Annotated in this window: 16 protein-coding genes and 1 tRNA gene; 8 read left to right on the top strand and 9 right to left on the bottom strand. The window is 67.8% G+C overall.

Annotation, left to right across the window (positions count from 1 at the left end):
- Positions 1-6: 6 nt before the first annotated feature.
- From KA383_08535 to KA383_08505, 7 genes are read right to left on the bottom strand one after another with little or no spacing between them, the layout of a single operon-like run.
- Positions 7-873 (bottom strand): SCO family protein, encoded by an 867-nt coding sequence (locus KA383_08535; GenBank protein ID MBP7746166.1) that lies wholly within the window; start codon positions 871-873, stop codon positions 7-9.
- A complete protein-coding gene (locus tag KA383_08530; GenBank protein ID MBP7746165.1) occupies positions 870-1,229 on the bottom strand; it encodes a hypothetical protein in 360 nt (119 codons plus the stop codon). Before KA383_08530 ends, KA383_08535 begins: the two co-directional genes overlap by 4 nt.
- Positions 1,230-1,239: 10 nt before the next feature.
- Complete coding sequence (locus KA383_08525; protein MBP7746164.1) at positions 1,240-2,463, bottom strand: quinol:cytochrome C oxidoreductase; 1,224 nt, start codon at positions 2,461-2,463, stop codon at positions 1,240-1,242.
- An 8-nt stretch (positions 2,464-2,471) separates the two neighbouring features.
- Entirely contained in the window at positions 2,472-3,746 is a 1,275-nt protein-coding gene (locus KA383_08520) for a DUF3341 domain-containing protein (GenBank protein MBP7746163.1), read from the bottom strand.
- Between the two features lie 9 nt (positions 3,747-3,755).
- Positions 3,756-5,213: a polysulfide reductase NrfD gene (nrfD, locus tag KA383_08515; GenBank protein MBP7746162.1), complete on the bottom strand. Its 1,458-nt coding sequence runs from the start codon at positions 5,211-5,213 to the stop codon at positions 3,756-3,758.
- A gap of 17 nt (positions 5,214-5,230) precedes the next feature.
- Positions 5,231-8,323, bottom strand: a complete 3,093-nt coding sequence (locus KA383_08510; GenBank protein MBP7746161.1) for a TAT-variant-translocated molybdopterin oxidoreductase — start codon at positions 8,321-8,323, stop codon at positions 5,231-5,233.
- A gap of 34 nt (positions 8,324-8,357) precedes the next feature.
- Positions 8,358-9,050 (bottom strand): cytochrome c3 family protein, encoded by a 693-nt coding sequence (locus tag KA383_08505; GenBank protein ID MBP7746160.1) that lies wholly within the window; start codon positions 9,048-9,050, stop codon positions 8,358-8,360.
- A gap of 177 nt (positions 9,051-9,227) precedes the next feature.
- On the opposite strand from KA383_08505, the gene KA383_08500 reads away from it, so the two are divergent.
- Genes KA383_08500 through KA383_08490 form a run of 3 tightly spaced genes read left to right on the top strand, consistent with a single transcriptional unit; the run spans position 9,228 to position 12,867 of the window.
- Complete coding sequence (locus KA383_08500) at positions 9,228-10,124, top strand: hypothetical protein (GenBank protein ID MBP7746159.1); 897 nt, start codon at positions 9,228-9,230, stop codon at positions 10,122-10,124.
- Positions 10,121-10,906, top strand: a complete 786-nt coding sequence (locus KA383_08495; GenBank protein ID MBP7746158.1) for an ABC transporter ATP-binding protein — start codon at positions 10,121-10,123, stop codon at positions 10,904-10,906. The genes KA383_08500 and KA383_08495 overlap by 4 nt, the downstream gene beginning before the upstream one ends.
- A gap of 14 nt (positions 10,907-10,920) precedes the next feature.
- Complete coding sequence (locus KA383_08490) at positions 10,921-12,867, top strand: alginate lyase family protein (protein MBP7746157.1); 1,947 nt, start codon at positions 10,921-10,923, stop codon at positions 12,865-12,867.
- 24 nt (positions 12,868-12,891) lie between these two features.
- Here the strand turns inward: KA383_08490 and KA383_08485 are convergent, their stop codons facing one another.
- Positions 12,892-14,319, bottom strand: coding sequence for a hypothetical protein (locus tag KA383_08485; protein MBP7746156.1), 1,428 nt, complete (start codon positions 14,317-14,319; stop codon positions 12,892-12,894).
- A gap of 30 nt (positions 14,320-14,349) precedes the next feature.
- On the bottom strand, positions 14,350-15,546 hold the full coding sequence (locus tag KA383_08480) for a hypothetical protein (protein ID MBP7746155.1): 1,197 nt from the start codon (positions 15,544-15,546) through the stop codon (positions 14,350-14,352).
- Positions 15,547-15,808: 262 nt separating this feature from the next.
- On the opposite strand from KA383_08480, the gene KA383_08475 reads away from it, so the two are divergent.
- The 5 genes from KA383_08475 (at position 15,809) to KA383_08455 (ending at position 18,259) form a co-directional block, all read left to right on the top strand.
- Complete coding sequence (locus KA383_08475) at positions 15,809-16,423, top strand: hypothetical protein (GenBank protein MBP7746154.1); 615 nt, start codon at positions 15,809-15,811, stop codon at positions 16,421-16,423.
- A gap of 189 nt (positions 16,424-16,612) precedes the next feature.
- Positions 16,613-16,870, top strand: coding sequence for an outer membrane protein assembly factor BamE (gene bamE, locus KA383_08470; GenBank protein ID MBP7746153.1), 258 nt, complete (start codon positions 16,613-16,615; stop codon positions 16,868-16,870).
- A gap of 87 nt (positions 16,871-16,957) precedes the next feature.
- Entirely contained in the window at positions 16,958-17,767 is an 810-nt protein-coding gene (locus tag KA383_08465; protein ID MBP7746152.1) for an SGNH/GDSL hydrolase family protein, read from the top strand.
- Between the two features lie 148 nt (positions 17,768-17,915).
- A tRNA-Sec gene (locus KA383_08460) sits at positions 17,916-18,011 on the top strand.
- A gap of 71 nt (positions 18,012-18,082) precedes the next feature.
- Positions 18,083-18,259 (top strand): hypothetical protein, encoded by a 177-nt coding sequence (locus KA383_08455; protein MBP7746151.1) that lies wholly within the window; start codon positions 18,083-18,085, stop codon positions 18,257-18,259.
- Positions 18,260-18,408 lie beyond the last annotated feature (149 nt).

Below are 18,408 nucleotides of genomic sequence, written 5' to 3'. Positions count from 1 at the left end.
GCGGGTTCATGGCTGGGCCGCGACCGCCTTTCCGCGCCGGCGTTCGCGGCGCCAGAGGACCAGCAGCAGGACGCCGACGACGAGCAGCGAAAGCACGCCGCCGGCGCGGACGATGTTCAGGGCGGCGAGCGTGTACTCGCCACCTTCGTAGTGATAGCAGTAGAGGAGAATGCGGTCGAACGTCGTGCCGATCTTGCCCTCGGAGGCCTCGACCAGCGAGAGGCGCACCGTCTTCGGCGCGAACATCACGCCGTAGAGGTAGCGCGAGATGCGGCCGTCCGGCGTGCAGATGATCGGCGCCGCGAGGTGCATCCATTCCTGGCGTTTCTCGCTCCAGCGGATGCGAAAGCCTGTCGCCTGCAGCAGGGCGTCGATGCTCGGCTTGCGGCCGGTGAGGAACGGCCAGCCGGTGGCGGAGGCGGGGCGGTCATACTGCTTCAGGTAGTTCTGTCGCTTGATGAAGCCGAGCTGGTGCGTTTCGAGCGGGTCGAAGCTGACCGTGACGACCTGGAACTGCTCGCCGGCGGTCCAGTCGATTTCGCGCAGGCTGTCGAGCAGGCCGTTGAGCATGAGCCCGCAGAGCATCGGGCACTTGTAGTAGTTCAGCGTGAGGATGACGGGGCGCTGCCCGTCGAAGTAATCGCCCAGCTTCACGGTCCGGCCGGTGTGGTCGACGAATTCGAGGTCGAGCGGCAGTTTGTCGCCGGGGTGCTCATCGATGCCGACGCCTTCGAGCTCGGGCGGCAGGGCTTCCGCGCGGTCGGGGGCGGACGTCGGCGGCGAATTCGCGGGCGCCTGCGCGAACGCGCTCGTGCCGGCGAGCAGCACGATGAGCAGGGCGCGGACGGGGCTGTTGAAAGTCCTGCATCTCACGGCGCTTGTCCCTGACCTGGGGCGGTCGCCGGCGGGCGCTCCGGCGCCTGCATTCTAGCGGGTGCGGCGGGCGCTTTCTGCTCGGCGACGTAGAGTTCGATCGCGCGATCGATGGGCACGGCGACGACGCCTTGCGCGCGGTCGACGTAGCGGTAGCTGCTGATCTCGGCGAGCTGCTTGGCCTGGAGATCGGCCAGTTCCTGCGGGCGGACGGCGTAGAGCTTGACCTCGTCTTCGCTGCGCTGCACGTTGTAGAAAAGCACCTGCGCGACGAGCACGACAGCCAGCAGCAGGATGCCGCCGACGATGCCGACGAGGATGGTCGTTGCCGCGGGTGGGTCGCCGCCGGTGCTCATGCTTGCAGCCTCACACGTTCTGGAACGCCAGGGACTCGGGCAGCCGCGGGTCGCGCTCGGGGATCAATGACGTATGCACCATCGGCCGGACCAGCGCGGCGACAAACAGGCTGCCCAGGCCGAGCAGCAATAGTCCGTCCGTGGCGTGCAGAGGGGCCGTGTGTTCGCCGGCGTGCGGCCGCGGTGCCACGAGGTAGTACAGGTCCAGCCAGTGCATCAACAGCAGCCACGCGCCGGCCAGGGCGAGCGTGCCCGGGCGGCGCTTCGGCCAGCGCGACAGCAGCGCCAGGAACGGGGCCACGAAGTGCCCGCCCAGCAGCAGCAGGCTCACGCCGATCCACCACGTGTCGCCCTGCCGGGGCAGGTACCAGACGGTCTCTTCCGGCAGATTCGCGTACCAGATGAGCAGGTACTGCGAGAAGGCGATGTAGGCCCAGAACACGACGAAGCCGAAGGCGAGCTTGCCGATGTCGTGGTAGTGCTCGACGGTGATGGAGCGTTTCAGCCAGCCGCCGCGCTGCACGGCGCTGACGAGGATCGCCAGCAGCGCGAAGAACCCCACGGCGCAGCCGCTGAAGAAGTACACGCCGAAGATCGTGCTGAACCAGTGCGGGTTGAGCGACATCAGCGCGTCGAACGCGAAGAACGTGACCGTCAGGGCGAAGAGCACCATGCCGGGGCCGCTCCACCACTGCATGCGGAGCGTCAGCCGCGGATCGCCGGTCGTGTCCTGCGCGACGGACTGGCGGTAAAAGAAGCGCGCCAGGGCCACCCACACGGTGAAGTAGAACGCCGCCCGGATGATGAAGAACGGGACGTTCAGGTACGGCCGCTTGTGTTGCAGCAGGGCATCCGCGGCCACCGCGTGCGGATCGGTCCATTCCCACACGCCGCGCATGCCGGTCAGCACCGGCACCAGCAGCGGGAGAAACAGGATGGCCAGCAGCGGCAGGGTCTGCGCGGTGAATTCGGCCAGCCGGCGAACGGAGACGCTCCAGCCAGCGCGCACGAGGTGCTGGAGCAGCACGAAGAACAGCGCGCCGAGCGCGAGGCTCAGGATGTAGCAGTAGTTGAGCAAATACGAGCGGAAAAACACGTCCCACCCGCTGACGAAGCCGAGTGCCGCGCCGCCGGCCAGCCCGAGCACGCCGAGCGCGGCGGCGATCCGGGCCGCGCGCCGCGCGGGCTCGCCGATCCGCCGGACTTCACTCACGTTCTTGCTGCCTGTGCTCATCGATCTGCTCACCGCAATTCCGGCTGCAACTCGGGCGGCACGTCCTCCAGCCGCGCGTTCTGGCTGCGCTCCAGGGCACGCACATAGGCGATGATCGCCCAGCGGTCGGACTCGGGAATCTGGTCGCCGTACGGCGGCATCGTGCGAATGCCGTTCGTGATTGAATTGAAGAGGTGACCAACGGGGCGTTCGATGACCGTGGGGTCGGTCGCGAGGTTCGTCGGCGGCACCCAGCCGGGCGTGCCGAGGTTGATGGCCCGCTGCGCGACGATGCCGTCGCCGGCACCGCCCAGGCCGTGGCACGGGGCACAGTAGATGTTGAACCGCTGCTGGCCCCGGCGGACGAACGCCGTGTCGATTTCGATCTGCGGCGGGAACGTCGTCGCGAAATCGCCGTCCCGCGTGCCCGCGTAGAAGTGCGTGTCCCGGCGCAGGTCGCCGCGTGCAAGTGTGCCGATCACCTGTGGACGCATCGCGCGGCCGTCTGCGAAGATTGCCGCGGCCTGCTGCGTCTTGAAGCGCTCCTGGTTGTCCATGTCCTGGATGATCTGGATGCGCGGTCGGTCGGTCTGGACCACGCGGGCCCGGGCGATGAACAGCGGTGGCAGCAGGGCCAGGCACGCGACGATCAGGCCGCCGATCACGAACGCGCGCGGCAGCTTCGCCGATGAAACCAGTGTTTCGACAGCTTCGACCGCCGTGCCGCCCAGCGTGCCGAGGAACGCGCGCGTCGTGGTCGCGTCGAAGCGCGGGTCCGCCGCGTCGATGACGACGTAGAAACGATCGGTGGTGGCGCGTTTGAACCGCGGGTGGGCGAGCAGGGGGCGGTGGTGCCGCGGCAGGTTGTTCATCGCCAGCATGCCGATGACCGCGCCGAGTGCGGCCAGCAGCACGGTCGTCTCGAAAATGACCGGGATGTTCGCCGGCAGGCTGAACAGCGGCTTGCCGCTGACGACGAAGGCGTAGCCCTGGAAGTGCGTCGGCACGAACCCGAATTGCCGCACATCGGTCGCGTTGGTCCACCATTGCAGTAGCAGCCCCGCCGTGCAGCCCGCGATGCCCAGTGCCAGCACGATCCACGGCAGCCGCGTCGGGCGGATGCCCATGGCCTCGTCGATCCCGTGCACCGGGAACGGCGAATGCGTGTCCCACCGCTGGTAGCCGGCGTCGCGCACGCGCTCGGCGGCCGTGACCAGCGCCCCGGGCGAGTCGAACTCGGCCAGCAGGCCGGCGAGATGCGGCTGCTGTGGCGGGGGCGAATTGTGCGGCGTGGCGGTGCTCAACACGACTCCTTATTTCGGCGGTTCGTACTCGTCCGGGTTGTAATCGAAACGCCGCGTCGCCGGCACGTGCTCGTGCGGATGTGCGTGCGCGTCAGCGTGTGGCATGACCGTCTTCACCTCGGCCATCGCGACCATCGGCAGGAACCGGCAGAACAGCAGGAAGAGGGTGAAGAACAGGCCGAAGCTGCCGGCGAGCGTGAGCAACTCGACCCAGGTTGGCCGGTAGTAGTCCCAGCTCGACGGCAGGAAGTCCTGCGCCAGCGACGACACAACGATCACGAAGCGCTCGAACCACATGCCCACGTTCACCGCCATGACAACGAGGAACATGAGCCCCGGGTGCGTGCGAGCCTTCTTGAACCAGAAGAGCTGCGGCATGAGCACGTTGCAGGCGATCATGGTCCAGTAGGCCCAGGCATACGGGCCGAGCGCGCGGGCGCGGAAGATGAAGCCCTCGTACGGCGAGCCGCTGTACCAGGCGATGAAAAACTCGAGCATGTACGCGTAGCCGACCATGCTGCCGGTGAGCAGGATGATCTTGCACATGTTCTCCAGGTGGCGTGGCGTGATGATGTCTTTGAGCCCGAAGAGCTGTCGGGCCGGAATGGCCAGCGTCGTCACCATCGCGAAGCCGCCGAAGATGGCCCCGGCCACGAAGTACGGTGGGAAGATCGTGGTGTGCCAGCCGGGGAGCTGCGAGACGGCGAAGTCGAAGCTGACGACCGAGTGCACGCTGAGCACCAGCGGCGTCGCCAGGGCGGCGAGAATCAGGTAGGCGCGCTCGAAGCGGTGCCAGTTGCGCGAGGAGCCGGTCCAGCCGAGCGCGAACAGACCGTACATGATCTGCTTGAACCGGCTGGTGGCGCGGTCGCGGAACGTCGCCAGGTCCGGGATCATGCCCACGTACCAGAACAGCAGCGACACGGTGAAGTACGTGCTGACGGCGAAGACGTCCCACAGCAGCGGGCTGCGGAAATTCGGCCACATGCCCATCTGGTTGGGGATGGGCCCCAGCCAGTACGCCAGCCAGACGCGTCCGACGTGAATGCCGGGGAAGATGCCGGCGCACATCACCGCGAAGATCGTCATCGCCTCGGCGAAGCGGTTGATGCTGGTGCGCCATTTCTGGCGGAAGAGGAACAGGATCGCGGAAATCAGCGTGCCGGCGTGGCCGATCCCGACCCAGAACACGAAGTTGGTGATGTCGAAACCCCAGCTCACGGGGTTGTTCAGCCCCCACACGCCCACGCCGTTGAAGACCAGGTAGCCGATCATCGCCCCGAGGATGGCCAGCAGCACCACCGAGATGGTGAAGGCGATGTACCAGGCGCGGGGCGGGCGCGGCGCTTCCCAGACGGCGGCCACGCGGTCGGTCAGCGAGCCGAAGTCGTGCCCGCCGGTGATCAGCGTCGGGCGCTGGCCCGGGACTTCGAGCGTGTTGTCGATTTCGCCGACCGTGGAGGCCATCGGTGCCGTGATCCTCGTTACGTCTCGGTCTGTGCCGGGTTACGCAGTTTCGCCAGGTAGCGCGTGCGGGCCTTGATGTTCAGCTCGGCCAGCATCTCGTACGCGCGGTTGTGCGCGTGCAGCGTGCGCACGCGGCTGTTGGGGTCGTTCAGGTCGCCAAAGACGATCGCATCCGTGGGGCAGGCCTGCGCGCAGGCCGGCGTGATCAGCCCATCGGGAATGCTGTCCCAGCGCTCGTTGCGGGCCTTGATCTTCGCCGCCATGATCCGCTGCACGCAGAAGGTGCATTTCTCCATGACGCCGCGGCTGCGCACAGTCACGGCGGGGTTGTTCAGCAGCTTCTCGATGTCGGTCAGGTCCTGCTGGTTGAGTTTGCCGGGCAGGGCGGGGGCGTTGCCGTTTACCGAGCGCGGGTGGTGCGGGCCGTGGTGGTTGTAGAACCAGTTGAAGCGCCGCACCTTGAACGGGCAGTTGTTGGAGCAGTAGCGCGTGCCGATGCAGCGGTTGTAGACCATCGCGTTGAGGCCCTCCTCGTCGTGGACGGTCGCGGCGACGGGGCAGACCTGCTCGCAGGGGGCGTTTTCGCAGTGCGTGCACGTCACGGGCTGATGCACGATTTCGACGTTCGCCGGCGCCGCGTGCGGCTCGCCCTTGAAGTAGCGGTCGATGCGGATCCAGTGCATCTCGCGGCCGAGCGCGACCTCGTCCTTGCCGACGACGGGGATGTTGTTCTCCGCCTGGCAGGCGACGACGCACGCGCTGCAGCCGATGCACGCGGACAGGTCGATCGCCAGGCCCCACTTGTGGTCGGGGTACTCCCTTTCCTGCCAGAGGGACTTCAGTTGCGGCAGGTGGACGACGTGCTGCGCGAAGTCGGGTTCGTGCTGGTACTCGGCGAGCGTGCCCTCACGGACGAGGACGCCGATGCGGCGTTGTGTTTCCGCGCGGCCGACCTGCGAGTCGATCGCGTGATGGTCCTGGGTGGTGACGAGCGCGTGCTTGCGGCCCGTCTTGCTGAGCTTGAACGTGAGGGCGACGTCCGGCTCGGCGGCGCAGCGCAGCGCATAGGCATTGAACCCAGCCCCTGCACCCACCACGCCCGCGTCGCGCCCGCGCCCATAGCCCAGCGGCACTGTGAGCGAGCCCTCGGCGTGTCCGGGCAGGACGTACACCGGCAGTTCGAGCGCGAGTGGTGTCTGCCGTTGGCCGATCGTGGCCAGCTCGATCCGCACGATATCGCCGTCTTTGACACCCAGGTTCTTCGCCTGGGCCGGCGAAACCAGCGCGGCGTTGTCCCACGTGAGCTTGGTGATCGGGTCGGGCCATTCCTGCAGCCAGGCGTTGTTCGCGAAGCGCCCATCGTGGACGCTGTAGTCGGGGGCGAAGACGATCTCTTCGGTGCCGCCGCCGGCGTACTCGGGGATGCGGCCGACCGTCGGCGTCGGTTTTTCCAACGGCCACGCGCTGTTCGCTACCAGGCCATCGTGCAGCGCATCTTCCCACAGGCGCGCGCGGTCCACACCGAAGTCAAACGCGTTGCCGAATGTCCGCCGGACGATGTCGTAGCCGCTCGTCAGCTTGTCATCGCAAAGCAGCGCGAGCAGTTCGAGCGGCGTGCGGCCGCCGTACAGCGGCTCGATCAGCGGCTGCACGATGCTCAGCGAGCCGTCCCACGCCAGCGCGTCGCCCCAGGATTCGAGGTAATGCGCGCGGGGCAGGTGCCATGTGCAGCGCTGCGAAGTCTCATCGACGTACGTACTCAGGTGAATCGAGTTTACGACCTTCGCGAGTGCGTCAGCGAACGGCACGTCCGCCGGTGCATTGTACACTGGATTCCCGCCCAGGATCACCAACGTGCTGATCTGGCCCGCGGACATCTGCGCGGTCAGCTTCACGATGGATTCCGCGTGCGACGGGCGGTCGGCATCCGGTTCACCCGTGAATGTGACGGTCTGGCCCGGCGCGCCGAGCCACGCGTTCAGCACGTGCGCTGCGGCATGCGCTTCCGGCGGCTGCTGCGGCCCGACGATCACTACGCAGCGCCCTTGATGCGCCACCAGGTCCGCCGCAATTGCGTCGGCTTCCGCCGGCGAGAGCGGCGTGCTACCACCGGGCGGCGGAATCGGGCTGTCCTGGCCGCGCCCCAGTTTGTCTGCGACGGCGCTGGCGATGTGCTCCAATGCGCGACGTATCTGGCTCGACCGCACGGCGTAGCGATGGTCGGCCATGCTGCCCGTCACCGTTGGCCGGTTCTCCAGCACGTACAGCCGGTTCATCGTGCCGTCGTCCGCGCGCCGGCGCGCGGCAAAATCACCCGCATATTTCACCGCCGCCGGATGCGTCATCAGGAAATCGCTATCGAAGCTGACGATCACGTCGGCCTTGTCGAGGTGCAGGTGCGTACGGTACGGCCGGCCGAACGCCAGGCGTGCGCCCGCGCGTTCGTTATCGCGCGAGACGGGCTCGTATTCAAACCACTGCGCCTGCGGGAACGCCTGCGAGAACCGGCCCTTCATGTCCGTCAGGCTCGGCGACGACGAGGTTTCGCTCAGCACCGCCAGCCCCGCCCCGCCCGCCGCGCGCAGCTGCGCGCAGTGCGGCCTGGCGAACGCAACGAACTCGTCCCACGTACGGGTGAGGCGTCCGCCCGGATCACTCCGCCCGACCGGATGCCGGCTACGGTCGGGATCGTACAGGTCCAGAATCGACGCCTGCATCCAGGTGTTGGTCTTGCCGCGGCTGAACGGGTGCTTGTCGTTCCCCTCGATTTTGATCGGCCGACCGTCGTAGCTCGTGACCAGCAGCCCGGTCGCCACGCCGTCCAGCTCGAACGCCGTCGCGTACTGCACCGGCACGCCGGGAATGCGGCCGGCCGGTTGTCGGCCGGCGGGGACGATCGTCTCCCGCGGCCAGCGGCAGCCCGCCAGACCGGCCAGCGCCAGCGACGCCCCCATCAGCTTCAGAAATTGCCGGCGCGTGGCCGGGTGCAGCAGCTCCGGCGCCAGGCTGGGGAATTCCGCCTCGACGAAGCGGCGAAAATCCGGCGTCTGGGCGAACTCGTCCAGGCTGCGCCAGTACGCCGGTCCGGTGTGTCTGTCAGAATGGGTCATGCGTTCGCGTTCGCGGCGTGCTCCATGCCGGCCGTCACCGGTGGCACAGGGAGCAGCTTGTCAGGTACTCCACGTCCCGGATGTTGTATTCCCGCATGAGTGTCCGGCCGTACTCCGCGGCCTGCGCGCCGCCGGGCGGTGTCCAAGTCATGTCGGTGATCGCGTCCAGCGGCCGCAGGTTCGGCGCCGGGTCGCGGTGGCATTCCAGGCACCAACTCATGCTGAGCGGCTGCGCCTGGTAGACCACCTCCATGCGGTCGATCCGCCCATGGCACGACACACAGCCCACGCCGCGGCGGACGTGCGCGCTGTGGTCGAAATATACGTAGTCCGGCAGGTCGTGCACGCGGACCCAGGGGATCGGCAGCCCGGCCGGCGTCCGCTCACTGCCGTAGAACGCCTCGCGGAGCAGCACGAGCTTCGCGCTCTCCGGCCGCAGCCCGTGCTCGCGCGTGTGGCAGTTCATGCAGGTCTGCGTCGGGGGCACCGTGGCCGCCGCCGCGACCTCCACGGACGTGTGGCAGTAGCGGCAAACCAGGCCCAGGTCGCCGGCGTGCAGCGCGTGGCTGTAGGGGATCGGCTGCAGGGGGGCATAGCCGACGTCGGTGGTGGTGGTCGAAGCCCCATACGCGACCAGCAGCACCACGTAGACGGGGCCGATCGCTGCCGCCGCCGCGATCAGGACGCGCAGGCGGTTCGTCCATCCTGGAAAAATGAAGGTACTGATGACCTGGTTCCTCGCTACGTGTCCGAACAGCGTGATAATCGGGGGCTCATGTCCCCGGGTCAAGGGGGCCCGGACACGCCCGGGCTTTTCGCCATCATTGAAAGCTCGCCCCGCCCCGCCCGCCGGGGGCGTCGGGGTCCCGTGCAGCGGGGCCGCGGATATCTTAGGATGGGGGGCATGCTGAACCGCTGGATCGGCATTGTGTCCGGCTGCCTCATGATTCTCGCCGTCGCCGCGGTCTTCTGGCGCGACGTCCTGCCCGGCTGGCTGATCGGCGATCCACCGCCAACCGAGATCGACCTGCTGGCGCCCGGCGAGAAGCGCCAGGCGCAGGTCGGTATTTATGATAGCGCGGGTCGCGCCGTGGGCACGAGCTGGACGGTCAGCAGCGCGCTGGGCGGCGGCGACATTGCGCTGGTCACCACGACGACCGTGCTCGGGCCGCTGCCTCTGCCGGGCGGGGTCACCACGCCGCGGGTCTGCATCCAGACCGAAATCACGTACCTCGCCGCAGCGTCCACGGTCGACCAGCTCGAGTTTCACATGTATGGCCTGGGAATGCCGATCGAACTCGACTGCGTGGCGCTGCCGACGGGCGATTTCCCCTGCGCCTGGAAGGTCGGTACGGAACACGGTGAGATCACGATGGATTCACGCGTGCCGGCCGCGCTGGGCGATGTGATCCGGCCGTTCGACCGTCTGCCGGACCTGTACGTGGGCCGGCGCTGGCGGCTGAAGCTGCTCGATCCGCTGGCCCAGATGGTGCCGCAGCTGAAGCAGGTTGGCATGACGCTCGAAGAGCCGCTGATCGAAGTCACCGGGCGGGAGCGGATCGAGACCCCGGCCGGCCTGGTGGATGCGTTCGTCGTCCAGGTCGAGAACGGCGGGGCGACCGCCTGGGTCCACCCCGACGGGCGCGTGCTGCGGCAGGAGGTCAACGTGCCGCTGCTCGGCCAGTTGGTGTTGCTTGACGAGCCCTTCGACGAGGAGGCGCGCCTCCAGGCGGTGCGCTCCGTGCCGGGCAAGCCCGAAGCGCAGCGCCACGACGCGCCGCAGGAGTCCGACCACCCATGAGCGCAGTTGAGCCCGCGGGCCGCGACATCACCGTGCAGATCCAGGGCATCACCAAGTCTTTTGGAACGCAGGTCGCCGTGCGCGATCTGTCGCTGACGCTCTACGGTGGCGAGGTGTTCGCGTTCCTCGGCCCGAACGGCGCGGGCAAGACCACGACGCTGAAGGCGACCACCGGGCTGCTGCGGCCCGATCGCGGCACGATCCATGTGTGCGGGCACCTGATGACCCGCGCGGCGCGCGCGGCCAAGGAGCACTTGGCCTACGTTCCCGACCAGCCCTTCGTCTACGACAAGCTCACCGGCCGCGAGTTCATCCGCTTCACGCAGGAGATGTACGGTGTGCCGGAGGACGTGGCGGGGCAGCGGCTGGCTGCGCTTTCCGGTCGGCTGGCGATGGACGGCTTCCTCGACCAGCTCTGCGAGACGTTCAGCCACGGCATGAAGCAGAAAGTCGCGCTGGCGGCGGCGCTGATTCACGCGCCGCGCGTGCTGGTCGTGGACGAGCCGATGATCGGTCTCGATCCGCGGACGGCGCGGATCATCAAGGACATCTTTCGCGAGCTGGCCAACGCGGGCGGGACCGTGTTCATGAGCACGCACACGCTCGACGTCGCGGAGCAGGTCGCGGATCGCATCGGCATCATCCACCACGGCCGGCTGGTCGCGCTGGGCACGCTGACCGAGCTGCGCGACCACGCGCGGATGAACGGCCGGCTGGAGGACATCTTCCTGCGGCTGACCGACGAGCCCTCGAATGAGACCGCGCCGACGGACGGCGCGTGACCTGGAGACAGACAGTGCGTGGACAGATCGTCCGGACCTGGGCGGTGCGGGGGCTGGTCCTGGGGCTGCTCGCGGTTACCGCCGGCTGCGCGGGGCCGGGTCGCGCCACCGCTCCGGAAGACCAGCCGGCCCGCAAGCGTGACGGGCGGTATGAGAAGCTCTTCCGCAAATCCGCGGCGCCAACGCTGGAGTACTGGAGCAGCAAGCCGCTGCCCAGGGAGCTGCTGACCCACAACCTGGACGCCAAGGCCGGGCCCGAGGACCGCGCGGCGGTGGAGCGCATGCGTGCCGGCTGGTTTCGCCCGACCGACGCGTTCGAGGAGTTACCGCTGGGCGTGCCGCCCCCGTGGGACCGGAACCCCAGTGGCAACAGCACCTGGGACCTCAATCGGCATTCGCTGCGGTGGTTGAAGCCACTGGTGGAGGTCTGGCGCAGCACCGGTGATCCGGAGTGCCTGGCGCTGGCGCAGCGGGTCATCCGCGACTGGCGGGCGCACAACGAGCGGCGTCCGGGCGCGACCCCCATGGTCTGGGCCTCGCACGCGCCGGCCAACCGCCTGCGCCTGCTCTGCTGGTTCTGGGAACTGTACCGCACCAGTGACGACCTGGAAGAGCGCTTCGCCCGCGAGCTGCTCGAGCTGATCAGCGGCCACGCGGACTTCATCGCCGGCGGGGCCGAGTACCGCCCGCGGGCCAATCATGGCCTCGAACAGAACCTGGCGCTGGTGGAGGCGGCGTCGGTCGTGCCGGAACTGGCGAACGCGCCGCGCTGGCGCGACGTGGCCAGGAGCCGCCTTCGCAAGTACGTCGCCGAGAACTTCAGCCGCGAGGGCTTTCACCTGGAGCAGTCACCGGGCTATCACTGGTTCGTCCTGCGAGGACTGGGCTCCCTGGCGGGCTTTCTGCGCGCCAACGGGCTGCCTCCAGTCCCGGGCGTCGATGAGACCGCCCGCCGCGCGGCGAGCGTGTGGCCCTACCTGATCAAGCCCAACAACGAGGTGGTGAACATCGGCGACACGCACGCGGTGGCGGCGGGTTCGGACCGGGAGCTCTGGGAGCACTGGTGGGGCGCGGGGAACGTGCCGCCGCCCGCGGGCTCCACCGTCCGCAATCCGCGGCCGGAGCCGGGCGAGTTCGTGCTGAGCTTCGCGGCCGGGTACGCGATCTTCACGGCGTACGCGCGCGACGCGGTGCGACCGGAGCCGGACACCTACGCGCTGTTCAAGTGCAACGCGTTCGAGTACGCGCACTATCACCGCGACGCGCTGTCGTTCGTGCTGTACGGTCTGGGCCGCGACTGGCTGGTGGACTCCGGACTGTATGACTACATGGAGACGCACCCGGAGCGGACGTACATGCGCAGCGCGCGGGCGCACAACCTGGTGCTGGTGGACGAGGCGGACTTCGAGCTGGGGCCGGTCCGGTTGATGGACTCAGGCCGGACCGCCAGGCACGACTTCGTCAAGGCGCAGCATCAACTGCCGAATGCGGTGCACACGCGGGCGTTCTACTTCGTGCCGCCCCGGGCCGTCGAGATCCGCGATCAGTTGGTGGCCAGGGACGCGCGGAAGCACCGCTTCTCGCAACTGCTGCACGTCGCGCCGGGCCTGCAGGTGAAGATCGTCTCGGAGCGCTGCGCGCACCTCGTGGCCCCGGATGGGCGGACGTGCGTGATCGAGCAGAGCGGCACGCCCGGCGCCTGGCGCGTCGTGACCGGCCAGAAGCGGCCCTACTGGCAAGGCTGGTATTCGCCGGGCTTCCAGCAGATCGAGGCGGCGCCGGTGCTCTACTACACGAACACCGAGCGAGTGCGGGAATGTCACTTCCTCACCCGCATCCGGCTGACCCGGACGGAGCCCGCGCCGGCGGAGAGCGCGCGCCGCGCGGACTCGTCCGGAGTCGCGTATGTCGGCGACCCGCGACGGGGCCAGGACCACGCACCGGCACGCTGGCCCGGTTGAAAAACCGCGCCTCTCGGCCGGCGCCTACGGCTGGACCGCCGCGTCCTCCAGCGTGACGTTGTGCTGCGTCGCGTTGCGGCCCTGGTGGCGGACCACCTCGAACAGCAGATCGGCCCGCTTGGCCGGCTCGACCGCGGTGCGGAGCTCGACCGTCTGGTAGTCGTGCAGCTTCGCCTGCAGGGCGCTGCGGAACACGACGTGGCCGGGCAGCGTGCGCCGGATTTCGACGGCGATGGGCTTGGCGGTGTAGTTGCGAATCCGCTGCGTGTAGATTTCGTGGTCATCCCAGCCGGCCACGGTGCTGTTGACGTCGATCTGGAAGGCGCCGTCATCCGCGCGGCGGAACAGGTCCGTGCCGTGGATGTGCAGCCAGAGATTGTCCCGGAACGCGCGCAGCTTGATCAATTCGAAGATCACCTCCGGGTCGGGCCCGAGGTTCAGCTCGATCTTGTCGCCGATCGGCACGTACTTGATGGTCTGCGCCACCAGGAAGCTGAGCCCGTCGCGGCCGTTGTCGCGGAACACGCGGACCACGCCGTCCGGCAGCGGCGTCGTGCCGAGCTCGGAGGGCGTGTCATTCGTGAGCAGGTACATGCGCACGAGCTGGTCGCCGTATTCCTGCGGGCGGTAGCGGTACTGGATGCGGAACGGGACGGCCTCGCCCTCGAAGCTGCGCATGCGCTTGGCCCAGCCGTCGGGGATCGTCTGCGTCCCCTCGATCGTGTAAATGAAATACTCGCTGAGGCCCTCCTTGATGATCTTGGCCTCATCGAGGCGCCCCGCTTCGTCCGCTGATCCGTACTCAGCCTGCGACGCCGGCTTCATGATGCCCCGTGCCGCCCGCAGGCGCAGCTCGCTCCGGACCGCCTCCCGAAGCTGGTCGACCTTGTCCATCGGGATCTGCGCAAGCTGGGCGATCTTCTCCACCAGGTTGATCGTGCCGACCACGAGCCGGATCTGCGCGTTCTCGTACTGTTCACCCGACCGGTTCACAATCCGCACGAAGCCGTCCAGGTGCATCTGCGTCTCGTCGGCGTTGGCCAGGCAGACGTAGTCCGCCGACCACGAGATACCCGACGTGAAGTAGCTGATCTCAACGGTTGCTTCGCCGTCGAAATCGCTCTGCACGTTCCAGTAGAGCATCTGCGGCTTGTCGTGCGGGAAGGTGGTGTCCAGGACGGTGAGCTGGTCCGGCTGCGTGCGGAACGTCAGCTCGACCGAGGTCGGGTCGATCAGCGTGTTCGCCCAACTGAACTGCAACGGGTTGACGCCCTGCTTGAACGTCAGCACGCGCGTCTCGCGCACCAGGGTCAGGTCTTCGGAATTGTAGATGGTGAGCTGCACCGTATCGCGGTGCGGCACGGTGGACAGATCGATGTTGCGGGCCGTCGCCAGGGGCAAGCAGGCCGCAACGATGAGCCCGGGAACCAGCCGTCGGAACGTAGTATGCATGGATGAAGCCCTCACTGTGCAGCGTCTGCCTTACCACTCGTTCTTCAGAGTCACGTGCAATTTGTGGACGACTTTCGCGGCCTGGCCCTCCGCCGCGCGCGGCGGCAGCTCGGCGTGGAACACGACTTGCTCGCAGGTCGTCTTCTCCCGGTCCACGCCGCCCGCGAACGTCGTCTCCGGCCCCAGCACCCACTGCACGTCGCGGCCCGTGTCGCGGTACACCTCGTTGCGGATGTAGCGCAGGTTCTCGCGCACATCCAGCACCGCCGGCTGGTCCTTGAAGTTCTCGAGCTCGTACTTGATCACCACGTCGATATCTTCGAGGTTGCCGGCCACGCGCTGCTTGTGGTTCCGCTCGATCGTGCGGACGACCACGATGTCCTGCGCGACCCCCAGAAACAGCCGCAGCTCGTCGTCGATCGGCGTGAACTGGCCCCAGTCCTCGCCCAGGAACGCGGTCGACCCGTGGCCGTCGTCCTGGAAGATGCGCACCTTGCCGTAGGGCAGCGGCGCCCGGCCAAGCTGGTTGGCGGCGTCGTTCTTCAGGACGTAATGCATCGGGACACGCAGCTTGTTCTTCGGGCGGTCCAGGTAATCGAACTCGGCGGGGTCGCACGTGTAGGTCTTGCGGATCGGCACGGCTGCGACGCGCTCGACCAGCATCTCCTTGGTCTCGTTCAGGCCGACCGGCCGCAGGAACTGCTTGCCGAACCCGGCGTACAGGCCGCTGGCCGCGTACTCCTCGTTGGCGAAGTTCTGCAGCCGCATGTACTGCGCGAGCGTCAGCGTCTGCTCGTCGTGCGATGCCACGGCGCGATAGTTGAAGCTCTTGCTGAGATTGCCCAGCACGTAGCTGATCCGCACGCGGGCCGAGCCCGACGCGCTGGCGGCCACCTCCCAGACCAGCGCCGCCTCGTTGGGCGGGTAGCTGACCGAGAGCACCCGCGCGTCGAGGGGCTGGTCGCCGGCCGGGGCGAGCACGCGCAGCAGGATCGTCTCCGGGTCGATCGCGGTGTTGGCCCAGGAGAAGTCCACCTGGTTCAGCCCCTTCACCAGCGGCACGAGCCGCTCCTCCTCCACCAGCGTCGCGCTGGGATGATCGAGCTGGATCTCCACGCGTTCCCGGACCGGCAGGGTGATCAGCTTGATCCGGGCGAGGGCTGTTTTCGGCAGCAGGAACATCAGCCCGCCGGCCACGCACAACGTCAGATATGGAAAGCGGCGCATGGGAAGACTCCTTGCAGAAACCGCGCGGTCCCGACCTGCGTGCGGGAGGTCAAACGAGACCGCCAGCGTGTCAGGTTGGACGCCCGGATCGGCCAAAGGTTCCACGATATTCGGGTGCGTCCGGCTGAGCGTTTGTGACGTGTGTCCTGCAGCGCCATGAAACGGGCCGGACCCGGTCGTTCGCCGCGCCCTGACGCGTGTCGAGAAACAGGCGCGCCGCCAGCCCGGGCGCTGTAGAATGGCCGGCGGAGGAGGCGACACCATGAAGTCGGGGCTGGCACGTGTCTGCGTGAGTGTTGCAGTGGCTGTCGCCGGGATGTCGATGGCCTGCGGCGAGATCGTGTACGAGAACCTCGTGACGACCACGGGGGCGTTCAGCGGGGTCACATTGCAGCAGGGTGACGAGGTCACACTGGGCGGCACGGCGCGCGTCTTGACGGGTTTCACGCTGCCGCTCGTTTCGAGCGCGTACGGCTCCAGTGCGGCCCGTCTGCGCTTCAGTCTGTATCGCAACGACGGGCCGGATGGCGCCCCGCGCACGCTGCTTTACCGCGACGATGCGTTCGACGTGGAGTACACGTATGGCACCATCACCCTGGCGGAGCTGCCGCTGCCCAACGTGCTCGTGCCCGACACGTTCACCTGGACGATCGCACCGGTGTCCACGAGCGGGTGGTATCCCGATCTGCCGTGGTACGACCCGCCCACCATCGGCAGCAGCGGCGACTTTTTCTGGCAGCGGTGGGTCGGAGAATGGCGCCGCGTCAACATCTTCCCCGATCTGAATGACAACTTCGGCGCGCGCTTCGCCGCTGTGCCCGAGCCGGCGGCCGGGTTGCTCGCGCTGGCGCTGCTGCTGGCGTATCGCCGCCGCTGAGAGCGCGGCCGTCCTCAAAGCACGGGGCCCGCAGTCTGGTCTGTAATAGTCCCCGCGCGTGGCTGTCCAGCCGCGTGGAGGCGGCGCGCGCGCCGTGGCCGCGGGCCGACCGTATAATCTCAACGGCAGCAACTCAGGCACCGTGGAGGTGTAATCACGCGGATGTCAGGAAAAGTCATCGGAGTGGCCGTGCTGACGCTGTTGGTGGTCGCCTTGTCGGGCTGCAATCGGGTCACCCAGGCCAACTACGACAAGATCGAAACCGGCATGACAGTCAAGCAGGTCGAGGACATTCTCGGCCAAGGGACCGAGGAGGCCGGCATCGGCGGCGCTATCGGCAATGTCGCCGGCTCGGCGAAAGTGATGAAGTGGGGCGACGAGCAGAGGTCGATCACCGTTACGTTCGCGAACGACAAGGTGGTCGCCAAGCTGCAGAAGGGTCTCTGACGTGGTGCCGTGCGACCCGCGCGGATACCGACGGCTCCAACGGGCGTCATCGCGGTGGCGAGATCCGGCTGGCACAGCAAAACCGACATGAGTGTGAACCCTGATCAGGCCAACCGCCCGCCGAAGGACCGCCGCGGCCGCGTCCATGCTGCTGCCGGTCGGCTGCTCCTGGCGAGCCTGCTCTGGTCGGCCGCCGGGTGCAGCGACAACCGCCTGTTGATTCCGGACCCCGCCGTGCGCTACCTGGCGCTCGGCGATTCGAGTACGTCCGGGCGTGCGGCGCGCAGCTATCCCGAAATCCTGGCTGAACGGCTGGGGCAGCCCGCGGGGGCGATGGCGAACGAAGGCAGTGATGGCGAGACGGCCGGTGCCGGGCTGGAGCGTTTGCGTCAACTGCTAGCCGCGCGCATCTATCCGAACGCCGAGGTCCTGTTGTACTGGGAAGGGGGCGCGGACCTGATCGACCTGATCCGGGAAATCGATGGCCTGCTGCTCTTCTCGCCGCTGGCGCCGAGCTATCCCTACACGACGCGGCTGGCCGAGGCCCTCGACCGCATCCAGGCCGACATCGAGGCCGCGATCGCCGCTGGACAGGCGGCCGGCCTGACCGTCTACGTCGCGACGTACTTCTCGTTCCAGGAGGTGGCGGCCGCGTGCGATCCCATGCCGCTGGATGTCATGTTGCCGGCCCAGGCGCAGAACGCGAATGGTTACGTGTCCCTCCTGAATGAGCGGATCCGGCAGGCGGCCGCCAGCGGCGGGGCCGGGGTCGTGGACATCGCGTCGGCGGATGATGACCTGCATGCCAGTGCTGCCAACTTCGTCAACTGCAACCACCTGAGCGAAGCGGGCAACGAGATCGTTGCGCAGGTCTTCGTCGATGCCCTGGAGCACTGACGCGCCCCGGGGTCACTTGGCCAGCCGTGGTGCCGCGTGACGGTGATGGAGTGGACGCGGCCGACCCGGCGCACAACAGCAAAAAGTTGCTGAAAAAACCAGGAATTTTGACGACCACTGGCGCTCACGATAGCATGACGCCAAACTTGGGAGTGTCCGGACGCCTGGTGGGTCCCGCGGCCTTCAAAGCCGTTGAAGCGTTGTACAAGCAGCGCTTGGTGGGTTCGATTCCCATCCACTCCCGTGCGGCGGTCCCCGGGGCGGTTGTCGGGGAAGACGCCGAGGCCCCCGAGGATGAGTCCGGGAGGTGTGTCCATGACGTTCGGGCTGTTCGTCGTGTCAATCGTCAATGCGTTCGCGTGGCCGGCGGCTTTTCTGCTGGCGGTGACGTGGTTCCGCGCGCCGCTGACGGCGCTGCTCTGGCGCCTCGCCCGGCCCACGCAACCCGAAAACGGCGCCACGTCCGGCCAGCGCCCCGGCGGACCGGCATAGCGACCCCCGCGCGCCGATCCGGCGTGCGGGAGTGTGTTGTCACGCGACCGCATGCGCGGAAAAATGAGTGCGTGTGTACGGGGCGCCCCGGTCCGGCGGCCTTGACGGATCCAGACATTCGTACGTTGTGTTGGGCATCATGAACTACC

This window comes from Phycisphaerae bacterium (assembly GCA_017999985.1).
Classification (GTDB): Bacteria; Planctomycetota; Phycisphaerae; order UBA1845; family Fen-1342; genus JAGNKU01.
Note: the sequence above shows the minus strand (reverse complement) of the source record. Positions and strands in the feature narration are given on the sequence as shown.